Annotated in this window: 16 protein-coding genes; 15 read left to right on the forward strand and 1 reads right to left on the reverse strand. The window is 70.7% G+C overall.

Annotated elements, in window-relative coordinates:
- Nucleotides 1-22 precede the first annotated feature (22 nt).
- From IEY91_RS04995 to IEY91_RS05065, 15 genes are all read left to right on the forward strand, one after another.
- Nucleotides 23-895: a glycosyltransferase family 2 protein gene (locus IEY91_RS04995; RefSeq protein WP_164328014.1), complete on the forward strand. Its 873-nt coding sequence runs from the start codon at nucleotides 23-25 to the stop codon at nucleotides 893-895.
- Between the two features lie 98 nt (nucleotides 896-993).
- Entirely contained in the window at nucleotides 994-1,923 is a 930-nt protein-coding gene (locus IEY91_RS05000) for an ABC transporter permease (protein ID WP_164318319.1), read from the forward strand.
- Nucleotides 1,924-1,939: 16 nt separating this feature from the next.
- Nucleotides 1,940-2,716, forward strand: coding sequence for an ABC transporter ATP-binding protein (locus tag IEY91_RS05005; protein ID WP_189173139.1), 777 nt, complete (start codon nucleotides 1,940-1,942; stop codon nucleotides 2,714-2,716).
- Between the two features lie 335 nt (nucleotides 2,717-3,051).
- Nucleotides 3,052-3,954 carry a squalene synthase HpnC gene (gene hpnC, locus IEY91_RS05010; protein ID WP_189173004.1) on the forward strand — a complete coding sequence of 301 codons (903 nt, stop codon included), beginning with the start codon at nucleotides 3,052-3,054 and terminating at the stop codon, nucleotides 3,952-3,954.
- Complete coding sequence (gene hpnD / locus IEY91_RS05015) at nucleotides 3,951-4,901, forward strand: presqualene diphosphate synthase HpnD (RefSeq protein WP_164318315.1); 951 nt, start codon at nucleotides 3,951-3,953, stop codon at nucleotides 4,899-4,901. Before hpnC ends, hpnD begins: the two co-directional genes overlap by 4 nt.
- A gap of 109 nt (nucleotides 4,902-5,010) precedes the next feature.
- The gene (gene hpnE, locus IEY91_RS05020) at nucleotides 5,011-6,417 is read left to right on the forward strand and encodes a hydroxysqualene dehydroxylase HpnE (protein ID WP_164318313.1); all 1,407 of its coding nucleotides are present in this window, start codon (nucleotides 5,011-5,013) and stop codon (nucleotides 6,415-6,417) included.
- Nucleotides 6,414-7,538: a polyprenyl synthetase family protein gene (locus IEY91_RS05025; protein WP_164318311.1), complete on the forward strand. Its 1,125-nt coding sequence runs from the start codon at nucleotides 6,414-6,416 to the stop codon at nucleotides 7,536-7,538. The genes hpnE and IEY91_RS05025 overlap by 4 nt, the downstream gene beginning before the upstream one ends.
- A 105-nt stretch (nucleotides 7,539-7,643) precedes the next feature.
- Nucleotides 7,644-9,641 (forward strand): squalene--hopene cyclase, encoded by a 1,998-nt coding sequence (shc, locus tag IEY91_RS05030; RefSeq protein ID WP_189173005.1) that lies wholly within the window; start codon nucleotides 7,644-7,646, stop codon nucleotides 9,639-9,641.
- On the forward strand, nucleotides 9,638-10,288 hold the full coding sequence (locus IEY91_RS05035) for a phosphorylase family protein (RefSeq protein WP_189173006.1): 651 nt from the start codon (nucleotides 9,638-9,640) through the stop codon (nucleotides 10,286-10,288). Before shc ends, IEY91_RS05035 begins: the two co-directional genes overlap by 4 nt.
- Before the next feature lie 5 nt (nucleotides 10,289-10,293).
- The gene (gene hpnH, locus IEY91_RS05040; RefSeq protein ID WP_164318305.1) at nucleotides 10,294-11,313 is read left to right on the forward strand and encodes an adenosyl-hopene transferase HpnH; all 1,020 of its coding nucleotides are present in this window, start codon (nucleotides 10,294-10,296) and stop codon (nucleotides 11,311-11,313) included.
- A gap of 4 nt (nucleotides 11,314-11,317) precedes the next feature.
- Nucleotides 11,318-12,484, forward strand: a complete 1,167-nt coding sequence (gene ispG / locus IEY91_RS05045) for a flavodoxin-dependent (E)-4-hydroxy-3-methylbut-2-enyl-diphosphate synthase (protein ID WP_189173007.1) — start codon at nucleotides 11,318-11,320, stop codon at nucleotides 12,482-12,484.
- Nucleotides 12,485-12,508: 24 nt separating this feature from the next.
- The gene (dxs, locus tag IEY91_RS05050) at nucleotides 12,509-14,479 is read left to right on the forward strand and encodes a 1-deoxy-D-xylulose-5-phosphate synthase (protein WP_189173008.1); all 1,971 of its coding nucleotides are present in this window, start codon (nucleotides 12,509-12,511) and stop codon (nucleotides 14,477-14,479) included.
- Between the two features lie 5 nt (nucleotides 14,480-14,484).
- Nucleotides 14,485-15,870: an aspartate aminotransferase family protein gene (locus tag IEY91_RS05055; protein ID WP_506005008.1), complete on the forward strand. Its 1,386-nt coding sequence runs from the start codon at nucleotides 14,485-14,487 to the stop codon at nucleotides 15,868-15,870.
- A 59-nt stretch (nucleotides 15,871-15,929) separates the two neighbouring features.
- The gene (locus IEY91_RS05060) at nucleotides 15,930-16,562 is read left to right on the forward strand and encodes a helix-turn-helix domain-containing protein (RefSeq protein WP_189173010.1); all 633 of its coding nucleotides are present in this window, start codon (nucleotides 15,930-15,932) and stop codon (nucleotides 16,560-16,562) included.
- Between the two features lie 55 nt (nucleotides 16,563-16,617).
- Nucleotides 16,618-16,734, forward strand: a complete 117-nt coding sequence (locus tag IEY91_RS05065) for a DUF6126 family protein (protein WP_164328012.1) — start codon at nucleotides 16,618-16,620, stop codon at nucleotides 16,732-16,734.
- A 6-nt stretch (nucleotides 16,735-16,740) separates the two neighbouring features.
- Here IEY91_RS05065 and IEY91_RS05070 read toward each other — a convergent pair whose 3' ends face one another.
- A complete protein-coding gene (locus IEY91_RS05070; protein ID WP_189173011.1) occupies nucleotides 16,741-17,538 on the reverse strand; it encodes a tyrosine-protein phosphatase in 798 nt (265 codons plus the stop codon).
- Between the last annotated feature and the right edge of the window lie 67 nt (nucleotides 17,539-17,605).

A 17,605-nucleotide genomic window follows, 5' to 3' on the forward strand; every position in this document is an offset into this window, starting at 1 on the left:
GCAGAGCCAGCAGGGGCAGCCCCTGAAGGTCGGCGCGGTCGTCATCACCATGGGCAACCGGCCGCAGGAGCTGCGCGCCCTCCTCGACTCGGTCGCCAAGCAGGACGGCGACCGGATCGAGGTGGTCGTCGTCGGCAACGGCGCCCCCGTACCGGACGTGCCCGACGGGGTGCGCACCATAGAACTGCCCGAGAACCTGGGCATCCCCGGCGGACGCAACGTGGGCATCGAGGCCTTCGGCCCCGGCGGCACCGACGTCGACATCCTGCTCTTCCTCGACGACGACGGACTGCTCGCCCACACCGACACCGCCGAACTGTGCCGCGACGCCTTCGCGGCCGCCCCGGACCTCGGGATCGTCTCCTTCCGCATCGCCGACCCGGACACCGGCGTCACCCAGCGCCGCCACGTACCGCGACTGCGCGCCTCCGACCCGATGCGCTCCTCGCGCGTGACGACCTTCCTCGGCGGCGCCAACGCCGTGCGCACCGCCGTCCTCAAGGAGGTCGGCGGGCTGCCCGACGCGTTCTTCTACGCGCACGAGGAGACCGACCTCGCCTGGCGCGCCCTGGACGCGGGCTGGATGATCGACTACCGCGCCGACATGGTGCTCTTCCACCCCACCACGGCCCCCTCGCGGCACGCGGTCTACCACCGCATGGTGGCCCGCAACCGCGTCTGGCTGGCCCGCCGCAACCTGCCCGCCGTGCTCGTGCCGGTGTACCTCGGCGTGTGGCTCCTGCTGACCCTCGCCCGGCGTCCCTCGCGGCCCGCCCTGAAGGCCTGGTTCGGCGGCTTCCGCGAGGGCTGGACCAGCCCGTGCGGACCCCGGCGCCCCATGAAGTGGCGTACGGTGTGGCGCCTGACCCGACTGGGCCGCCCTCCCGTCATCTGACAAGCTCGGATCTGAGAACATTCGGGCCGTATTCCGGTCCCTGGCCCCCCACGCCTACGCCCGACCGGCCGCGCATCTGAAGACGAAAGTTTCCCTTCGTGAGTGAGACAACGCAGGACGGTGGAGTCGCGGTGACCGCGCCACCGTCGCCCGACGACGGGCTGTCCCCCGCAGAGCTGGCGGCCAAGTACGGCCTGTCCGTCAGCGGCGCCCGTCCCGGTCTTTTCGAGTACGTCCACCAGCTCTGGGGACGGCGCCACTTCATCCTCGCCTTCTCCCAGGCGAAGCTCACCGCCCAGTACAGCCAGGCCAAGCTCGGCCAGCTCTGGCAGGTGGCGACACCGCTGCTCAACGCGCTCGTCTACTTCCTCATCTTCGGCCTGATCCTCAAGGCCGACCGGGGCATGGAGCGGGAGGTGTACATCCCCTTCCTCGTGACCGGTGTCTTCGTCTTCACCTTCACGCAGAGCTCGGTGATGGCGGGCGTGCGGGCGATCTCGGGGAACCTGGGCCTGGTGCGCGCCCTGCACTTCCCGCGGGCCTCGCTGCCCATCTCGTTCTCGCTGCAGCAGCTCCAGCAGCTGCTGTTCTCGATGATCGTGCTGTTCGTCGTGGCGGTCGGCTTCGGCAGCTATCCGCGTCTGTCCTGGCTGCTGATCCTGCCCGTCCTCGCGCTGCAGTTCCTCTTCAACACCGGGCTCGCGCTGATCATGGCCCGCCTCGGCAGCAAGACCCCGGACCTGGCGCAGCTCATGCCGTTCGTGATGCGCACCTGGATGTACGCATCGGGCGTCATGTTCTCCATCCCGGTGATGCTCAAGGAGCACCCGGCGTGGATCGGGGACATCCTGCAGTGGAACCCGGCCGCCATCTACATGGACCTGATGCGCTTCGCGCTCATCGACGGCTATGGCTCGGAGAACCTGCCCCCGCACGTCTGGCTGGTCGCGGCCGGCTGGGCCCTGCTCGTCGCGGCGGGCGGCTTCGTGTACTTCTGGAAGGCTGAGGAGCGCTACGGCCGTGGCTGAGGACAACAACGACCAGATGGTCGGCTTGGGCAAGGCGCACATCCCCACCGTCATCGCCGACGAACTGCACATCGTCTACCGCGTCAACGGCGCCAAGACGGGCAAGGGCAGCGCCACCTCCGCGCTGAGCCGCATCATCAGGCGCGGCGAGGAGCGCGGCGTCCGCAAGGTGCACGCCGTGCGCGGGGTCAGCTTCACCGCCTACCGCGGCGAGGCCATCGGCCTCATCGGCTCGAACGGCTCCGGCAAGTCCACCCTGCTGCGGGCCATCGCCGGCCTGCTCCCGGCGGAGAAGGGCAAGGTCTTCACCGACGGCCAGCCCTCGCTGCTCGGCGTGAACGCGGCCCTCATGAACGACCTCACCGGCGAGCGCAACGTCATACTCGGCGGGCTCGCGATGGGCATGAGCCGCGAGCAGATCAGGGAGCGCTACCAGGGGATCGTCGACTTCTCGGGCATCAACGAGAAGGGCGACTTCATCACCCTGCCGATGCGCACCTACTCCTCCGGCATGGCCGCCCGCCTGCGGTTCTCCATCGCGGCGGCCAAGGACCACGACGTCCTCATGATCGACGAGGCGCTCGCCACCGGTGACCGCAAGTTCCAGAAGCGCTCCGAGGCCCGCATCCGCGAGCTGCGCAAGGAGGCGGGCACGGTCTTCCTGGTCAGCCACAACAACAAGTCGATTCGTGACACCTGCGACCGCGTGCTCTGGCTGGAGCGCGGCGAGCTGCGGATGGACGGCCCGACCGACGAGGTCATCAAGGAGTACGAGAAGTTCACCGGTAAGTAGCCGGATGGCCGTACCTTCGGGTCGGCCGAACGGAGCAGGGCCCCGCCGGGACGTCCAGGCGGGGCCCTGACCCGTTTTCGGACAACACCCGACTCTCAAGTCACGGGAGTTCGGGGAAGATTGAAGCCAATCGGTGCGTTCTTGTGATGCGCGGAACACCCCGACGTCTCGGCCCGCGTTGTACAACGTAAGCTGTACCGGTGCTGATTCGCGGCAAGTGGGGCGATATCGCGCGGCACCGTGGCGCCGGGCGCGGCCGGTCGCGGGGGGTCCGGGCGGCGTGTCCGAAATAGGATGTATTGGGTCGGCAGTGTAGAACGGGAGATGTGACGGCAATGGCTACGGACGATCTCCGGCTCCGCGATGCGTCCGCCGTCCTCGACAAAGCCGCGGACGAGAACTTTCCCGTGGCCCCGTTCTTCCTCCCGCGTGCCTGGCGCGAGGACCTCATGGCCGTGTACGGCTACGCCCGCCTGGTCGACGACATCGGTGACTCCGACCTCGACCGCGGCTCCGCCCACGCCCGCTATCTCGGCGCGGACCCGGCGGCCGCCGGTGACCCGCTCGCCCTGCTCGACGCCTTCGAGGCCGACCTGAACAAGGTCTTCGCCGCGGGCCAGGAGCCCGGCCACCCGCTGCTGCGGGCCCTGGTGCCCACCGTGCGCCGCCGGGACCTGACGCCCGAGCCCTTCCTCGCCCTGATCGCGGCGAACCGCCAGGACCAGCTCGTCAAGCGGTACGAGAGCTACGAAGACCTCGTGGCCTACTGCGAGCTGTCCGCCAACCCCGTCGGCCGCCTGGTCCTCGCCATCACCGGCACCGCGACGCCCGAGCGCGTCCGGCTCTCGGACTCGGTGTGCACCGCGCTGCAGATCGTGGAGCACCTCCAGGACGTCCGCGAGGACCTGGAACGCGATCGTGTCTATCTGCCCGCGCGGGACATGAAGCGGTTTCATGTCCAGGAGCGGGATCTGGCCGTACCCACGGCAGGCGCTTCGGTGCGCGCACTGGTTGCATATGAAGCGGAACGCGCCCATCGCCTCCTGAATGAAGGCACCCCCCTGGTGGGTAGCGTCCACGGCAGGCTGAAGCTGCTGCTTGCCGGGTTCGTCGCAGGGGGGAGGGCGACGGTCGCCGCGATCGCCGCCGCCGGATACGACGTACTACCAAGGCCGCCGAAGCCCACGAAGCCGCGTTTGCTGCGCGAGGTGGGAGCGGTTCTGCGAGGAGAGGGGTGAGCCGGACCGTGGAGTCAGAACCTCGCGTGTCCGCGCCGGTACTCGCCGCATACAGCTATTGCGAGACCGTGACCGGCCAGCAGGCACGCAATTTCGCGTACGGCATCAGGTTGCTGCCGACGCCCAAGCGGCGGGCGATGTCCGCGCTCTACGCGTTCTCTCGGCGCGTGGACGACATCGGCGACGGCACCCTGGCGCCGGACGTGAAGGGGGTGCGGCTCGACGAGACCCGGGCCCTGCTCACCCGCGTCCGCGACGGCGCGGTGGAGGAGGACGACACCGACCCCGTGGCCGTGGCGCTCAGCCACGCCGCCGGGCACTTCGCCATCCCGCTCGGCGGGCTCGACGAGCTGATCGACGGCGTCCTGATGGACGTGCGCGGTGAGACGTACGAGAGCTGGGAGGACCTGAAGGTCTACTGCCGCTGCGTGGCCGGCGCGATCGGGCGGCTCTCTCTCGGTGTGTTCGGCACGGAGCCGGGGGCGCTGCACGCGGAGCGCGCGCCGGAGTATGCCGACACGCTCGGCCTCGCGCTCCAACTCACCAATATTCTCCGGGACGTTCGCGAGGACGCCCTGGAAGGGCGCACCTATCTCCCCGCCGATGATCTCGCCAAGTTCGGCTGCTCCGCCGGGTTTTCGCGCCCCGAGCCGCCGGCCGGTTCGGACTTCGCGGGCCTCGTCCACTTCGAAGTCCGGCGCGCGCGGGCCCTGTTCGCCGAGGGCTACCGCCTGCTCCCCATGCTGGACCGGCGCAGCGGCGCCTGCGTCGCGGCGATGGCGGGGATCTACCGCCGCCTGCTCGACCGCATCGAGCGGGAGCCGGAAGCGGTCCTTCGGGGCCGCGTTTCGCTGCCGGGGCGCGAGAAGGCGTACGTCGCCGTGCGCGGCCTGTCCGGCCTCGACGCGCGCAGCGTCTCCCGCGGCACCGTCAGGAGGCGTACGTGATGCGCATTCACGGCGAAGCAGGCGCAGGCCCGGCGCGTCGCCCCAAGTGGCGGGCAACCCTCCGCATGACCTTGGCGTCCCAGACTGCAACTGCCGAAAGGGAGGCCGCATGAGGCAGGACGACACGCAGCCCGAAGGGGGCGCCGACGGCCCCGGAAAACGCGCGTCGGCCGTCGTCGTGGGAGGCGGTCTGGCCGGCGTCACCTCGGCCCTCGCCCTCGCCGACGCGGGCCTGGACGTCACGCTGCTCGAAGGCCGCCCGCGGCTCGGCGGACTCGCCTTCTCCTTCCAGCGCGGCGAACTGACCGTCGACAACGGCCAGCACGTCTACCTGCGCTGCTGCACCGCCTACAAGTGGTTCCTCGACCGCGTCGAGGGCGCGCACCTGGCGCCGCTGCAGGAACGTCTCGACGTACCCGTCCTCGATGCCGACCGGCACCGGCTCGGACGGCTGCGCCGCACCGCGCTGCCCGTGCCGCTGCATCTGGCCGCGAGCCTCGCCACCTACCCGCATCTGTCGCTCGCCGAGCGCGCCAACGTGGGCCGCGCGGCGCTCGCCCTCAAGGGACTCGACCCGGCCGACCCGGCGCTCGACAACCAGGACTTCGGCAGCTGGCTTGCGGCCCACGGTCAGTCCAAGCGCGCGATCGAGGCGCTGTGGGACCTCGTCGGCGTCGCCACCCTCAACGCCGTCGCGGGCGATGCCTCGCTGGGCCTCGCCGCGATGGTGTTCAAGACCGGGCTGCTCTCCGAACCGGGCGCCGCCGACATCGGCTGGGCGCGGGTGCCCCTCGGTGACATCCATGACGGTCTGGCCCGCAAGGCGCTCGACTCGGCGGGCGTGCGTACCGAACTGCGAACACGTGTCACCTCCATCTCTCGTAGTAAGAACGGGAATTGGCGCGTCGAGGTTCCCGGCGAGACCATCGAGGCGGACACCGTGGTGCTCGCCGTCGCCCAGGCCGAGACCCACGACCTGCTCCCGGACGGCGCCCTCGACGAGCCCGACCGGCTGCTCGGCATCGACACCGCGCCGATCCTGAACATCCACGTCGTGTACGACAGGAAGGTGCTCAAGAAGCCCTTCTTCGCCGCGCTCGGCACGCCGGTGCAGTGGGTGTTCGACCGGACGGAGGCCTCGGGCCTCGCGCAGGGCCAGTATCTGGCGCTGTCGCAGTCGGCGGCCCAGGACGAGATCGACGCTCCCGTGGCGGCGCTCAGAGAGCGCTATCTGCCGGAGCTCGAGCGCCTGCTGCCCGCCGCGCACGGCGCACGGGTCCTCGACTTCTTCGTGACCCGGGAGCGCACGGCGACCTTCGCGCCGACCCCGGGCGTCGGCCGCCTGCGGCCGGGCGCGCGCACCAACGAGTCCGGGCTCTACCTGGCCGGCGCGTGGACCGCCACCGGCTGGCCCGCGACGATGGAAGGCGCTGTACGCAGCGGAATCACGGCGGCCCGCGCCGCGCTGACCGCACTCGACCGCCCTCATGACCATCTCTTCGAGGAGGCGGCGTGACGCTCGACCTGCTGGGGCCCCAGCCCCATGAACCCCGCACCGGAATCAGAGGAGAGACCGTGCCGACTGTGCCCTCGGCCGAACCGGCCGCCGTGGACGTGACTGCGCTCCTTGAGCGCGGCCGGACACTGGCCACCCCGGTGCTGCGGTCCGCGGTGGACCGCCTCGCGCCGCCCATGGACACCGTCGCCGCCTACCACTTCGGCTGGATCGACGCCGCGGGCAACCCCTCCGTCGGCGACGGCGGCAAGGCCGTGCGCCCGGCGCTCGCCCTGCTGTCCGCGGAGGCCGCGGGCGCGACCCCGGAGACCGGCGTGCCCGGCGCGGTCGCCGTCGAGCTGGTGCACAACTTCTCGCTCCTGCACGACGACCTGATGGACGGCGACGAGCAGCGCCGCCACCGCGACACGGTGTGGAAGGTGCACGGCCCCGCGCAGGCCATCCTCGTCGGCGACGCGCTGTTCGCCCTCGCCAACGAGATCCTGCTCGAACTCGGCACCGTAGAGGCGGGCCGCGCGACGCGCCGCCTGACCACCGCGACCCGCGCCCTCATCGACGGCCAGGCGCAGGACATCTCCTACGAGCACCGCGAGCGGGTCACCGTCGAGGAGTGCCTGGAGATGGAGGGCAACAAGACGGGCGCGCTCCTTGCCTGTGCCTGCTCCATCGGCGCGGTCCTCGGCGGCGCCGACGACGCCACCGCCGACACGCTGGAGAAGTACGGCTACCACCTCGGCCTCGCCTTCCAGGCCGTCGACGACCTGCTCGGCATCTGGGGCGACCCGGAGGCCACCGGCAAGCAGACGTGGAGCGATCTGCGCCAGCGCAAGAAGTCCCTGCCCGTCGTCGCCGCGCTCGCCGCGGGCGGCCCGGCCTCCGAGCGGCTCGGCGAGCTGCTCGCCGCCGACGCCAAGAGCAATGACTTCGACAGCTTCTCCGAGGAGGAGTTCGCCGCGCGCGCCGCCCTGATCGAGGAGGCGGGCGGCCGCGAGTGGACCGCCGAGGAGGCGCGGCGGCAGCACGCCGTCGCCATCGAGGCCCTGGACGGGGTCCAGATGCCGGACCAGGTGCGGGCGCAGCTCACCGCGCTCGCCGACTTCGTCGTCGTACGAAAGAGATGATCACTATCGGCGCGAACTGACTCGCAGTCGCCGGCCGGTGTCCCTCCAGGGCCCCGGCCGACGGCGGACCCAGCAGAGAAGAAGCACTGCGTAGAAGGGGAAGCCATGACAGCGACGACCGACGGAAGCACCGGAGCGGCGACGCCCCGGGCCGCCTCGGCCACCGGAACGAACCACAGCGCGCCCGCGGCGGCCGCGCCGCTCGACGCCGCCACGCGCGCCATACAACGCTCCACCGATTTCCTTCTTGCCGGCCAGGACGCCCAGGGATGGTGGAAGGGCGACCTGGAAACCAATGTGACCATGGACGCCGAGGATCTGCTGCTCCGTCAGTTCCTGGGCATCCAGGACGAGTCGACGACCCGGGCCGCCGGGCTCTTCATCCGCGGCCAGCAGCGCGACGACGGCACCTGGGCCACCTTCTTCGGCGGGCCCGGCGAACTCTCCGCCACCATCGAGGCGTACGTCGCGCTCAGGCTCGCCGGTGACGCCCCCGACGATCCGCACATGGCCACGGCGTCCGCCTGGATCCGGGAGCAGGGCGGCATCGCGTCGGCGCGCGTCTTCACCAGGATCTGGCTCGCCCTCTTCGGCTGGTGGAAGTGGGACGACCTGCCCGAGCTGCCGCCCGAGCTCATTTACTTCCCCAAGTGGTTTCCGCTCAACATCTATGACTTCGGCTGCTGGGCGCGGCAGACGATCGTGCCCCTCACCATTGTCTCCGCCAAGCGCCCGGTGCGTCCCGCGCCCTTCCCGCTGGACGAGCTGCACACCGACGCGCGCGTACCCAACCCCGCCAAACCCCTTGCCCCGGTGGCCAGTTGGGACGGCGTCTTCCAGCGCCTGGACAAGGCGCTGCACCTTTACCACAAGCTCGCGCCGCGCGGTGTGCGCAAGGCGGCGATGAACAGCGCCGCGCGCTGGATCATCGAACGGCAGGAGAACGACGGCTGCTGGGGCGGCATCCAGCCGCCCGCCGTGTACTCGATCATCGCGCTGCATCTGCTCGGCTACGACCTCGACCACCCGGTCCTGAAGACCGGCCTGGAGTCCCTCGACCGGTTCGCCGTGTGGCGCGAGGACGGCGCGCGGATGATCGAGGCCTGTCAGTCGCCCGTCTGGGACACCTGCCTGGCGACGATCGCCCTCGCGGACGCCGGTGTGCCCGCCGACCACCCGCAGCTCGTCAAGGCCGCGGACTGGATGCTGGGCGAGCAGATCGTACGGCCCGGCGACTGGTCCGTACGCAGGCCCGGCCTCACCCCGGGCGGCTGGGCCTTCGAGTTCCACAACGACAACTACCCCGACATCGACGACACCGCCGAGGTCGTCCTCGCGCTGCGCCGCGTAGCCCATCCGGACAAGCCGCGGATGGAGAACGCCATCGAGCGCGGCGTGCGCTGGAACCTCGGCATGCAGTCGAAGAACGGCGCCTGGGCCGCCTTCGACGTGGACAACACCAGCGCCTTCCCCAACCGCCTCCCCTTCTGCGACTTCGGCGAGGTCATCGACCCGCCGTCCGCCGACGTCACCGCGCACGTCGTGGAGATGCTGGCGTACGAGGGCAAGTCGCACGACCCGCGCACCCGGCGCGGCATCGAGTGGCTGCTCGCCGACCAGGAGGCGAACGGCGCCTGGTTCGGCCGCTGGGGCGTCAACTACATCTACGGCACAGGATCGGTGCTGCCCGCCCTGACCGCCGTCGGGATGCCCGGGTCGCACCCGGCGATCCGGCGCGCGGTGACCTGGCTGGAGTCGGTGCAGAACGACGACGGCGGCTGGGGCGAGGACCTGCGCTCCTACCGCGAGGAGCGCTGGATCGGGCACGGCGCGTCCACGGCCTCGCAGACCGCCTGGGCGCTGATCGGGCTGCTCGCGGCCGGTGAGCGGGACTCCAAGGCGGTGGAGCGCGGCGTCGAGTGGCTCGCCGAGGCACAGCGCGCGGACGGCTCCTGGGACGAGCCGTACTTCACCGGCACCGGCTTCCCCTGGGACTTCTCCATCAACTACCACCTCTACCGGCAGGTCTTCCCGCTGACCGCGCTCGGTCGGTACGTCAACGGGGAGCCGCTCGCCGGCGTCTCCGGCAAGGGGAGCCGATGACCCGATCCCCGGCCGGTCAGGGCCCCGCACCGCTCCTCGTCGCCTGTGCGCTCGGCATCGAGCACCTCGCTCTGCGCACCGGCGACCGGGGCGGCGCGCGCGGCCCCCTGACCGTCCTGCGGACCGGCATGGGCCCCAAGGCCGCCGAGCGCGCCGTCACCAAGGCGCTCGGCCGGCCGCCCCTGCGCGACGCGGCCGTCGTGGCCACCGGCTTCTGCGCGGGCCTCGCCCCCGGCATGCACCCCGGCGATCTGGTCGTCGCCGAGGAGACCCGTCACGACGGCGGCCGCACGCCCTGCGTCGGCACCGACCTCCTGGTCGAGGAGCTGGTGCGGGCCGTGCCCCGCCGCACCGTGCACACCGGGCCGCTCACGGGCTCCGATCACGTCGTCCGCGGTCACGAACGGGGCGAGCTGCTCGCCACCGGCGCGATCGCGGTGGACATGGAGTCCGCCGTCACGCTGCGCGGCGCCCTCGCGGCCGGGGCCCGGCCGGTTGCCGCCGTCCGGGTGGTCGTGGACGCCCCACAGCACGAACTCGTACGAATCGGCACGGTGCGCGGTGGAATATCGGCCTTCCGCGTTCTCCGTGCCGTGCTTCCCGCTTTCTTCGAATGGCACCGTTCTTCGCTGCTCCCCCGGAGGTGAGCCAGATGGCCATGCCGCTGCGTCAGTCCATCAAGGTCGCGACGTACTTGATGGAACAGAAGCTCCGCAAGCGGGACAAGTTCCCGCTGATCGTCGAGTTGGAGCCGCTTTTCGCGTGCAATTTGAAGTGTGAGGGCTGCGGCAAGATCCAGCACCCGGCCGGTGTGCTCAAGCAGCGGATGCCGGTGGCGCAGGCCGTCGGCGCCGTGCTCGAGTCCGGTGCGCCGATGGTGTCGATCGCCGGCGGCGAACCGCTGATGCACCCTCAGATCGATGAGATCGTGCGGCAGTTGGTGGCGAAGAAGAAGTACGTCTTCCTCTGCACCAACGCCATGCTGATGCGCAAGAAGATGGAGAAGTTCAAGCCCTCGCCGTACTTCGCGTTCGCCGTGCACATCGACGGGATGCGGGAGCGCCACGACGAGTCCGTGGCGAAGGAGGGCGTGTTCGACGAGGCGGTCGCGGCCATCAAGGAGGCCAAGCGGCGCGGCTTCCGGGTCACCACCAACTCCACCTTCTTCAACACGGACACCCCGCAGACGATCATCGAGGTGCTGAACTTCCTCAATGACGAGCTGAAGGTCGACGAGATGATGCTGTCGCCCGCCTACGCGTACGAGAAGGCGCCCGACCAGGAGCACTTCCTCGGCGTCGAGCAGACCCGCGAGCTGTTCAAGAAGGCCTTCGCGGGCGGCAACCGGCGGCGCTGGCGGCTGAACCACTCGCCGCTGTTCCTCGACTTCCTCGAGGGCAAGGTCGACTTCCAGTGCACGGCGTGGGCCATCCCCAACTACTCGCTCTTCGGCTGGCAGCGCCCCTGCTATCTGATGAGCGACGGTTACGTGCCCACGTACCGCGAGCTGATCGAGGAGACAGACTGGTCCAAGTACGGCCGCGGCAAGGACGACCGGTGCGCCAACTGCATGGCGCACTGCGGCTACGAGCCGACGGCCGTGCTCGCCACCATGGGCTCCCTCAAGGAGTCCCTGCGGGCCATGCGTGAGACCGTCAACGGGAACCGGTGACGTCATGACCCCAGGAGTGCCCGTCGCCCTGGGCCTCCCGGAGCTGCCGGTCCGGCCGATCGCCGGGCGCCGCGTCTCGCGGCGCATCGAGGTCGGACCGGTGGCTGTCGGCGGGGATGCGCCGGTGTCGGTGCAGTCGATGACGACGACGCGTACGTCGGACATCGGGGCGACGTTGCAGCAGATCGCGGAGCTGACGGCGTCGGGGTGCCAGATCGTGCGGGTGGCGTGTCCGACGCAGGATGACGCGGATGCGCTTGCGGTGATCGCGCGGAAGTCGCAGATTCCGGTGATCGCGGATATTCACTTCCAGCCGAAGTACGTGTTCGCGGCGATCGACGCCGGGTGCGCGGCGGTGCGTGTGAATCCGGGGAACATCAAGCAGTTCGACGACAAGGTCAAGGAGATCGCGCGGGCCGCGGGCGACTCGGGCACCCCGATCCGCATCGGCGTCAACGCGGGCTCCCTGGACGCGCGCCTGCTGAAGAAGTACGGCAAGGCGACGCCGGAGGCGCTGGTGGAGTCGGCGCTGTGGGAGGCGTCGCTCTTCGAGGAGCACGGTTTCCGGGACATCAAGATCTCGGTGAAGCACAACGATCCGGTGGTGATGGTCAACGCCTACCGGCAGCTGGCCGCCGCGAGTGATTACCCGCTGCACTTGGGTGTGACGGAGGCCGGTCCGGCGTTCCAGGGCACGATCAAGTCGGCGGTGGCTTTCGGTGCGCTGCTGAGTGAGGGCATCGGCGACACGATCCGGGTCTCGCTGTCGGCGCCTCCGGCGGAGGAGGTCAAGGTCGGCATTCAGATCCTGGAGTCGCTGAACCTGCGCCAGCGCCGTCTGGAGATCGTGTCGTGTCCGTCGTGCGGGCGGGCGCAGGTGGACGTGTACAAGCTGGCCGATGAGGTGACGGCGGGGCTTGAGGGCATGGAGGTCCCGCTGCGCGTGGCCGTCATGGGCTGTGTGGTGAACGGCCCCGGTGAGGCGCGTGAGGCCGATCTGGGTGTCGCGTCCGGCAACGGCAAGGGGCAGATCTTCGTGAAGGGCGAGGTCATCAAGACCGTCCCGGAGTCGAAGATCGTGGAGACCCTGATCGAGGAGGCGATGAAGATCGCCGCACAGATGGAGGCCGCAGGCGTCCCGTCCGGGGTGCCCGACGTATCAGTGAGCTGAACAAACCAGTAAGGGGGCCCGAGCATGACCATTCTGGAGACGATCCGGGGGCCGCGCGACCTGAAGGCGCTGACCGAGGCCGAGCTGGGTGAACTGGCAGAGGAGATACGGGAGTTCCTGGTGCACGCGGTCGCCAGGACCGGCGGTCATCTCGGGCCCAATCTGGGCGTGGTGGAGCTCACCATCGCCCTGCACCGGGTCTTCGAGTCACCCACCGACCGCATCGTGTGGGACACCGGCCACCAGAGCTACGTGCACAAGCTGCTGACAGGGCGTCAGGACTTCTCGAAGCTGCGCGGCAAGGGGGGCCTGTCCGGCTACCCCTCGCGCGAGGAGTCCGCGCACGACATCGTCGAGAACAGCCACGCGTCGACGGCGCTCGGCTGGGCGGACGGCCTCGCCAAGGCCCGTGACGTGCTCGGCGAGCGCGGGCACGTCGTCGCCGTCATCGGCGACGGGGCGCTCACCGGCGGCATGGCGTGGGAGGCGCTGAACAACATCGCGGCCGCGAAGGACCAGCCGCTGATCATCGTCGTCAACGACAACGAGCGTTCGTACGCCCCCACCATCGGCGGGCTCGCCAACCACCTGGCCACCCTGCGCACCACCGACAGCTACGAGCAGGTGCTCGCCTGGGGCAAGGACTTCCTCCAGCGCACCCCCGTTGTCGGACGGACGCTGTACGAGTCGCTGCACGGCGCGAAGAAGGGCTTCAAGGACGCCTTCGCGCCCCAGGGGATGTTCGAGGACCTGGGGCTGAAGTACGTCGGCCCGATCGACGGGCACGACACCAAGGCCGTCGAGTCGGCGCTGCGGCGCGCGAAACGCTTCCACGGGCCCGTGCTCGTGCACTGCCTCACCGAGAAGGGCCGCGGCTACGAGCCCGCGCTCGCCGACGAGGCGGACCGCTTCCACACCGTCGGCGTCATGGACCCGCTGACCTGCGAGCCCCTCGCGCCGTCCAACGGGCCTTCCTGGACCTCGGTGTTCGGCGACGAGATCGTCCGCATCGGCGCCGAGCGCGAGGACGTCGTGGCGCTCACGGCGGCCATGCTGCACCCGGTCGGCCTCACCAAGTTCGCGGAGGCCTTCCCCGACCGCGTGTGGGACGTCGGCATCGCCGAGCAGCACGCCGCGGTGTCGGCCGCCGGGCTCGCCACCGGCGGGCTCCATCCCGTCGTGGCCGTCTACGCCACCTTCCTCAACCGGGCCTTCGACCAGCTCCTGATGGACGTCGCGCTGCACCAGTGCGGGGTGACGTTCGTGCTCGACCGGGCGGGGGTCACCGGGCCCGACGGGGCCTCGCACAACGGCATGTGGGACATGTCGATCCTCCAGGTGGTGCCGGGCCTGCGCATCGCCGCGCCGCGCGACGCCGACCAGCTCCGGGCGCAACTGCGCGAGGCCGTCACCGTCGACGACGCGCCTACGCTGCTGCGGTTCCCGAAGGAGTCGGTGGGCCCCGCCGTCCCGGCCGTGGACCGCGTGGGCGCGATGGACGTGCTGCGCCAGGACCACGAAGGCCGTGGGGGCCCGGAGGCGGACGTGCTGCTCGTCGCGGTCGGCGTGATGGCGCCGGTCTGTCTGCAGGCCGCCGACCTCCTCGCCGAGCGCGGCATCCGCTGCACCGTGGTCGACCCGCGCTGGGTCAAGCCGGTCGACGCGGCGCTGCCCCCGCTCGCGGCACGGCACCGGCTCGTCGCGGTCGTCGAGGACAACAGCAAGGCCGCCGGGGTGGGTTCGGCGGTCGCGCTGGCGCTGGGGGAGGCCGAAGTGGACGTTCCCGTACGGCGGTTCGGCATCCCCGACCAGTTCCTCGCGCACGCCAAGCGCGGCGAGGTGCTCGCGGACCTGGGGCTCACCCCTGTCGAGATCGCCGGGAGCATCAGCGCGACCATCGCACGCAAGGCCGCGTCCGGCGTGGACGTACAGGAGCAGGCCGGTCCCCCCGGCAAGGAGAAGGCCGGTGTGGCCGGCGAGGAGAACTGGGCATGACCAGCATGAGCAAGGAGTTCGACCTCGGCAGACTGCTCGCCGAGCGCGGCGGCGAGCGGTACGAACTGCACACGCGGCACCTCAACCACCAACTGCCGCGCATGCTGCACACCATCGGCTTCGACAAGGTCTACGAGCGGGCCGAGGGCGCGTACTTCTGGGACGCCGACGGCAACGACTACCTGGACATGCTCGCCGGCTTCGGCGTGATGGGCCTCGGCCGCCACCACCCCGTCGTACGCAAGGCGCTGCACGACGTCCTCGACGCCTCGCTCGCCGACCTCACCCGCTTCGACTGCCAGCCTCTTCCCGGGCTGCTCGCGGAGCAACTCCTCACCCACAGCCCGCACTTGGACCGGGTGTTCTTCGGCAACAGCGGCACCGAGGCGGTGGAGACGGCCCTGAAGTTCGCGCGGTACGCCACCGGGAAGCCGCGCGTGCTCTACTGCGCGCACGCCTTCCACGGGCTGACCACCGGATCGCTCTCCGTCAACGGCGAGGACGGATTCCGGGACGGCTTCGCGCCGCTGCTTCCGGACACGGCGGTCCCGCTCGGTGATCTGGACGCCCTGCGCAAGGAGTTGAAGAAGGGTGACGTCGCCGCGCTGATCGTCGAGCCCATCCAGGGCAAGGGCGTGCACGAGACGCCGCCCGGATATCTGCGCGCCGCCCAGGAACTCCTGCACCAGCACAAGGCGTTGCTGATCGCCGACGAGGTGCAGACGGGGCTCGGCAGGACCGGCGAGTTCTACGCCTACCAGCACGAGGAGGGCGTCGAGCCCGACCTGGTGTGCGTGGCCAAGGCGCTGTCCGGCGGGTATGTGCCCGTCGGCGCGACCCTCGGCAAGGACTGGATCTTCAAGAAGGTCTACTCGTCCATGGACCGCGTCCTCGTGCACTCGGCGAGCTTCGGGTCCAACGCGCAGGCCATGGCGGCCGGGCTCGCCGTCCTCGCCGTGATGCGGGACGAGAAGGTCGTCGACAACGCGCGCGTGACCGGCGAGCTGCTGAAGTCACGGCTCGCCGCGCTCGTCGACCGCTACGAGCTGCTGAGCGAGGTGCGCGGGCGCGGGCTCATGGTCGGCATCGAGTTCGGCAGGCCCAAGTCCCTGAAGCTGCGCAGCCGTTGGACGATGCTGCAGGCCGCGCGCAAGGGCTTGTTCGCGCAGATGGTCGTCGTACCCCTGCTTCAGAAGCACCGCATCCTCACGCAGGTCTCCGGCGATCACCTGGAGGTCATCAAGCTGATCCCGCCGCTCACCGTGGGGGAGAAGGACGTCGACCGGTTCGTGGAGGCCTTCACGGCCGTCATGGACGACGCGCACAGCGGGGGCGGGCTGATGTGGGACTTCGGCAAGACGCTGGTGAAGCAGGCGGTGGCGAATCGGTAAGTTTTGCCTCTGGGGCAACAAAATTGCCTCTCGGGTAAGGCTCTGGCTCAATCGACGGTATGAGCCCTGCCACCCCGGACGACGGTGAGGCGGCCGACGCGCTGCCCGCCGTCGCGCCCCAGCTCCGTGAGCTGCGCCGCCGCGCCGCCCTGACCCTGGAGGCCGCGGCCCGCGCGGCAGGCCTCTCGCCCGCGCACCTGTCCCGCCTGGAGACCGGCCGGCGCCAGCCGTCCCTGCCGATGCTGCTCGCGCTCGCGCGCACCTACGGTACGACGGTCTCCGAGCTGCTCGGCGAGACGCCCACGGACCGGGACGCGATCGTCCGCGCCCCGGACATGGAGCCCACCGCGGCGGGCGGCTGGACGTACTGGCAGGCGGGCGCGCCCGGCCGCGGCATGCAGGCGCTGCGCGTGCACGTCCCGCACGGGGCGCAGGGCGACATCGTGCGGGTGCATCCCGGCGAGGAGTGGCTGTACGTCCTCAAGGGGCGGCTGCGGCTGCGGCTCGGCGACACCGCGCACATCCTCGCGCCGGGCGACAGCGCGCACTTCGACTCGCTGACCCCGCACCGGATCGCCGCCGCGGACCACGGCGGCGCCGACTTCCTCTTCGTCCACACCTTGCTGCAGAGCCCCGCCACCGCGCTGTGCCTCGGCGGCATCACCCAGGGAGACCGACATGACGGAATCTGAGCAGCCGCAGCACGCGCAGTCCGAGCCCGCTGCGCGGCCCGAGCGCCGCATGGTCATGCAGGACAAGTTCCCGCGCGCCCTGTGGGTCCGGCTGATCATCTACGTGGCCGTGGGCCATGTGTTCGCGTTCTTCGTCTATCTGCTGTTCGTGCTCGGGGGCAAGAACCAGTAGGTCGGCTCAGTCGAGGAGCCGCTCGCGCAGCCGCTCCCGCGTCTGCGGCGTGACGCCGAGGCCCCGCGCCAGATACGTCTCGGTGTCGCCCCAGGTCAGCTCGATGGTCTCGAAGGCCGCCGCCAGATACTCGGCGCGGGCGTCGAACAGCGGGCTCAGCAGCTCCATGACCTCGGGGGACATCGCGTCCGGCGAGGTGCTGCTGCGGTGCACCTTGTAGCGGCGGTGGGCGGCGTTCGACTCCAGGTAGTCCGCCTCGATCGCCTCGCGCTCCACGCCGACCGCGAGCAGCGACACCGCTATGGACAGGCCCGCGCGGTCCTTGCCGGCCGCGCAGTGCATGAGCGCGGGCACGCTGTCCTCAGCGAGGGCGTGCAGGACCCGGCTGTGCTCGGCCGTGCGCTCCTTGATGATCGTCCGGTACGACGCCGACATCCGGCCCGCGGCCCTGCCGTCGGACAGGACCGAGCGGAGCTGGTCCAGGTCGCCGTCGCGGACCATCTTCCAGAACTCGGCGCCGTCGGCCGGGTCGGTCAGCGGCAGGTTCATGTTGCGCACCCCCGGCAGCTCCACGTCCGGGCCCTCCAGGCGCTGGTCCGCGGCGTTGCGGAAGTCGAAGACCGTGTGCAGGCCCAGCGAGGCGAGGAACGCCGCGTCGGCGGCCGTGGCGTGCGCGAGGTGACCGCTGCGGAAGAGCACGCCGTGGCGCACCCGGCGGCCGTCCACCGTCGGCAGTCCGCCCACGTCACGGAAGTTGCGCACGCCGGCCAGCTCGGGCTCGGTCGACGGGACCTGCTGCGTCACGGGGTCTCCTCATGCTCGGGGGCGGCTTCGCGCGACCTCGCGGGCGCACGGCCCGCAGGTGGTTGCG

It is taken from the genome of Streptomyces lasiicapitis, assembly GCF_014646335.1.
In the GTDB taxonomy this organism is placed as follows: domain Bacteria; phylum Actinomycetota; class Actinomycetes; order Streptomycetales; family Streptomycetaceae; genus Streptomyces; species Streptomyces lasiicapitis.

Excerpts from the sequence above, each read along its gene's own strand:
- hpnC (WP_189173004.1), top strand. The coding sequence starts at position 3,052 with ATGGCTACGGACGATCTCCGGCTCCGCGATGCGTCCGCCGTCCTCGAC.
- IEY91_RS05065 (WP_164328012.1), top strand. The coding sequence starts at position 16,618 with ATGCAGGACAAGTTCCCGCGCGCCCTGTGGGTCCGGCTGATCATCTAC.
- hpnH (WP_164318305.1), top strand. The coding sequence starts at position 10,294 with ATGGCCATGCCGCTGCGTCAGTCCATCAAGGTCGCGACGTACTTGATG.
- IEY91_RS05035 (WP_189173006.1), top strand. The coding sequence starts at position 9,638 with ATGACCCGATCCCCGGCCGGTCAGGGCCCCGCACCGCTCCTCGTCGCC.
- ispG (WP_189173007.1), top strand. The coding sequence starts at position 11,318 with ATGACCCCAGGAGTGCCCGTCGCCCTGGGCCTCCCGGAGCTGCCGGTC.
- dxs (WP_189173008.1), top strand. The coding sequence starts at position 12,509 with ATGACCATTCTGGAGACGATCCGGGGGCCGCGCGACCTGAAGGCGCTG.
- shc (WP_189173005.1), top strand. The coding sequence starts at position 7,644 with ATGACAGCGACGACCGACGGAAGCACCGGAGCGGCGACGCCCCGGGCC.
- IEY91_RS05055 (WP_506005008.1), top strand. The coding sequence starts at position 14,485 with ATGAGCAAGGAGTTCGACCTCGGCAGACTGCTCGCCGAGCGCGGCGGC.
- IEY91_RS05060 (WP_189173010.1), top strand. The coding sequence starts at position 15,930 with ATGAGCCCTGCCACCCCGGACGACGGTGAGGCGGCCGACGCGCTGCCC.
- IEY91_RS05005 (WP_189173139.1), top strand. The coding sequence starts at position 1,940 with ATGGTCGGCTTGGGCAAGGCGCACATCCCCACCGTCATCGCCGACGAA.
- hpnE (WP_164318313.1), top strand. The coding sequence starts at position 5,011 with ATGAGGCAGGACGACACGCAGCCCGAAGGGGGCGCCGACGGCCCCGGA.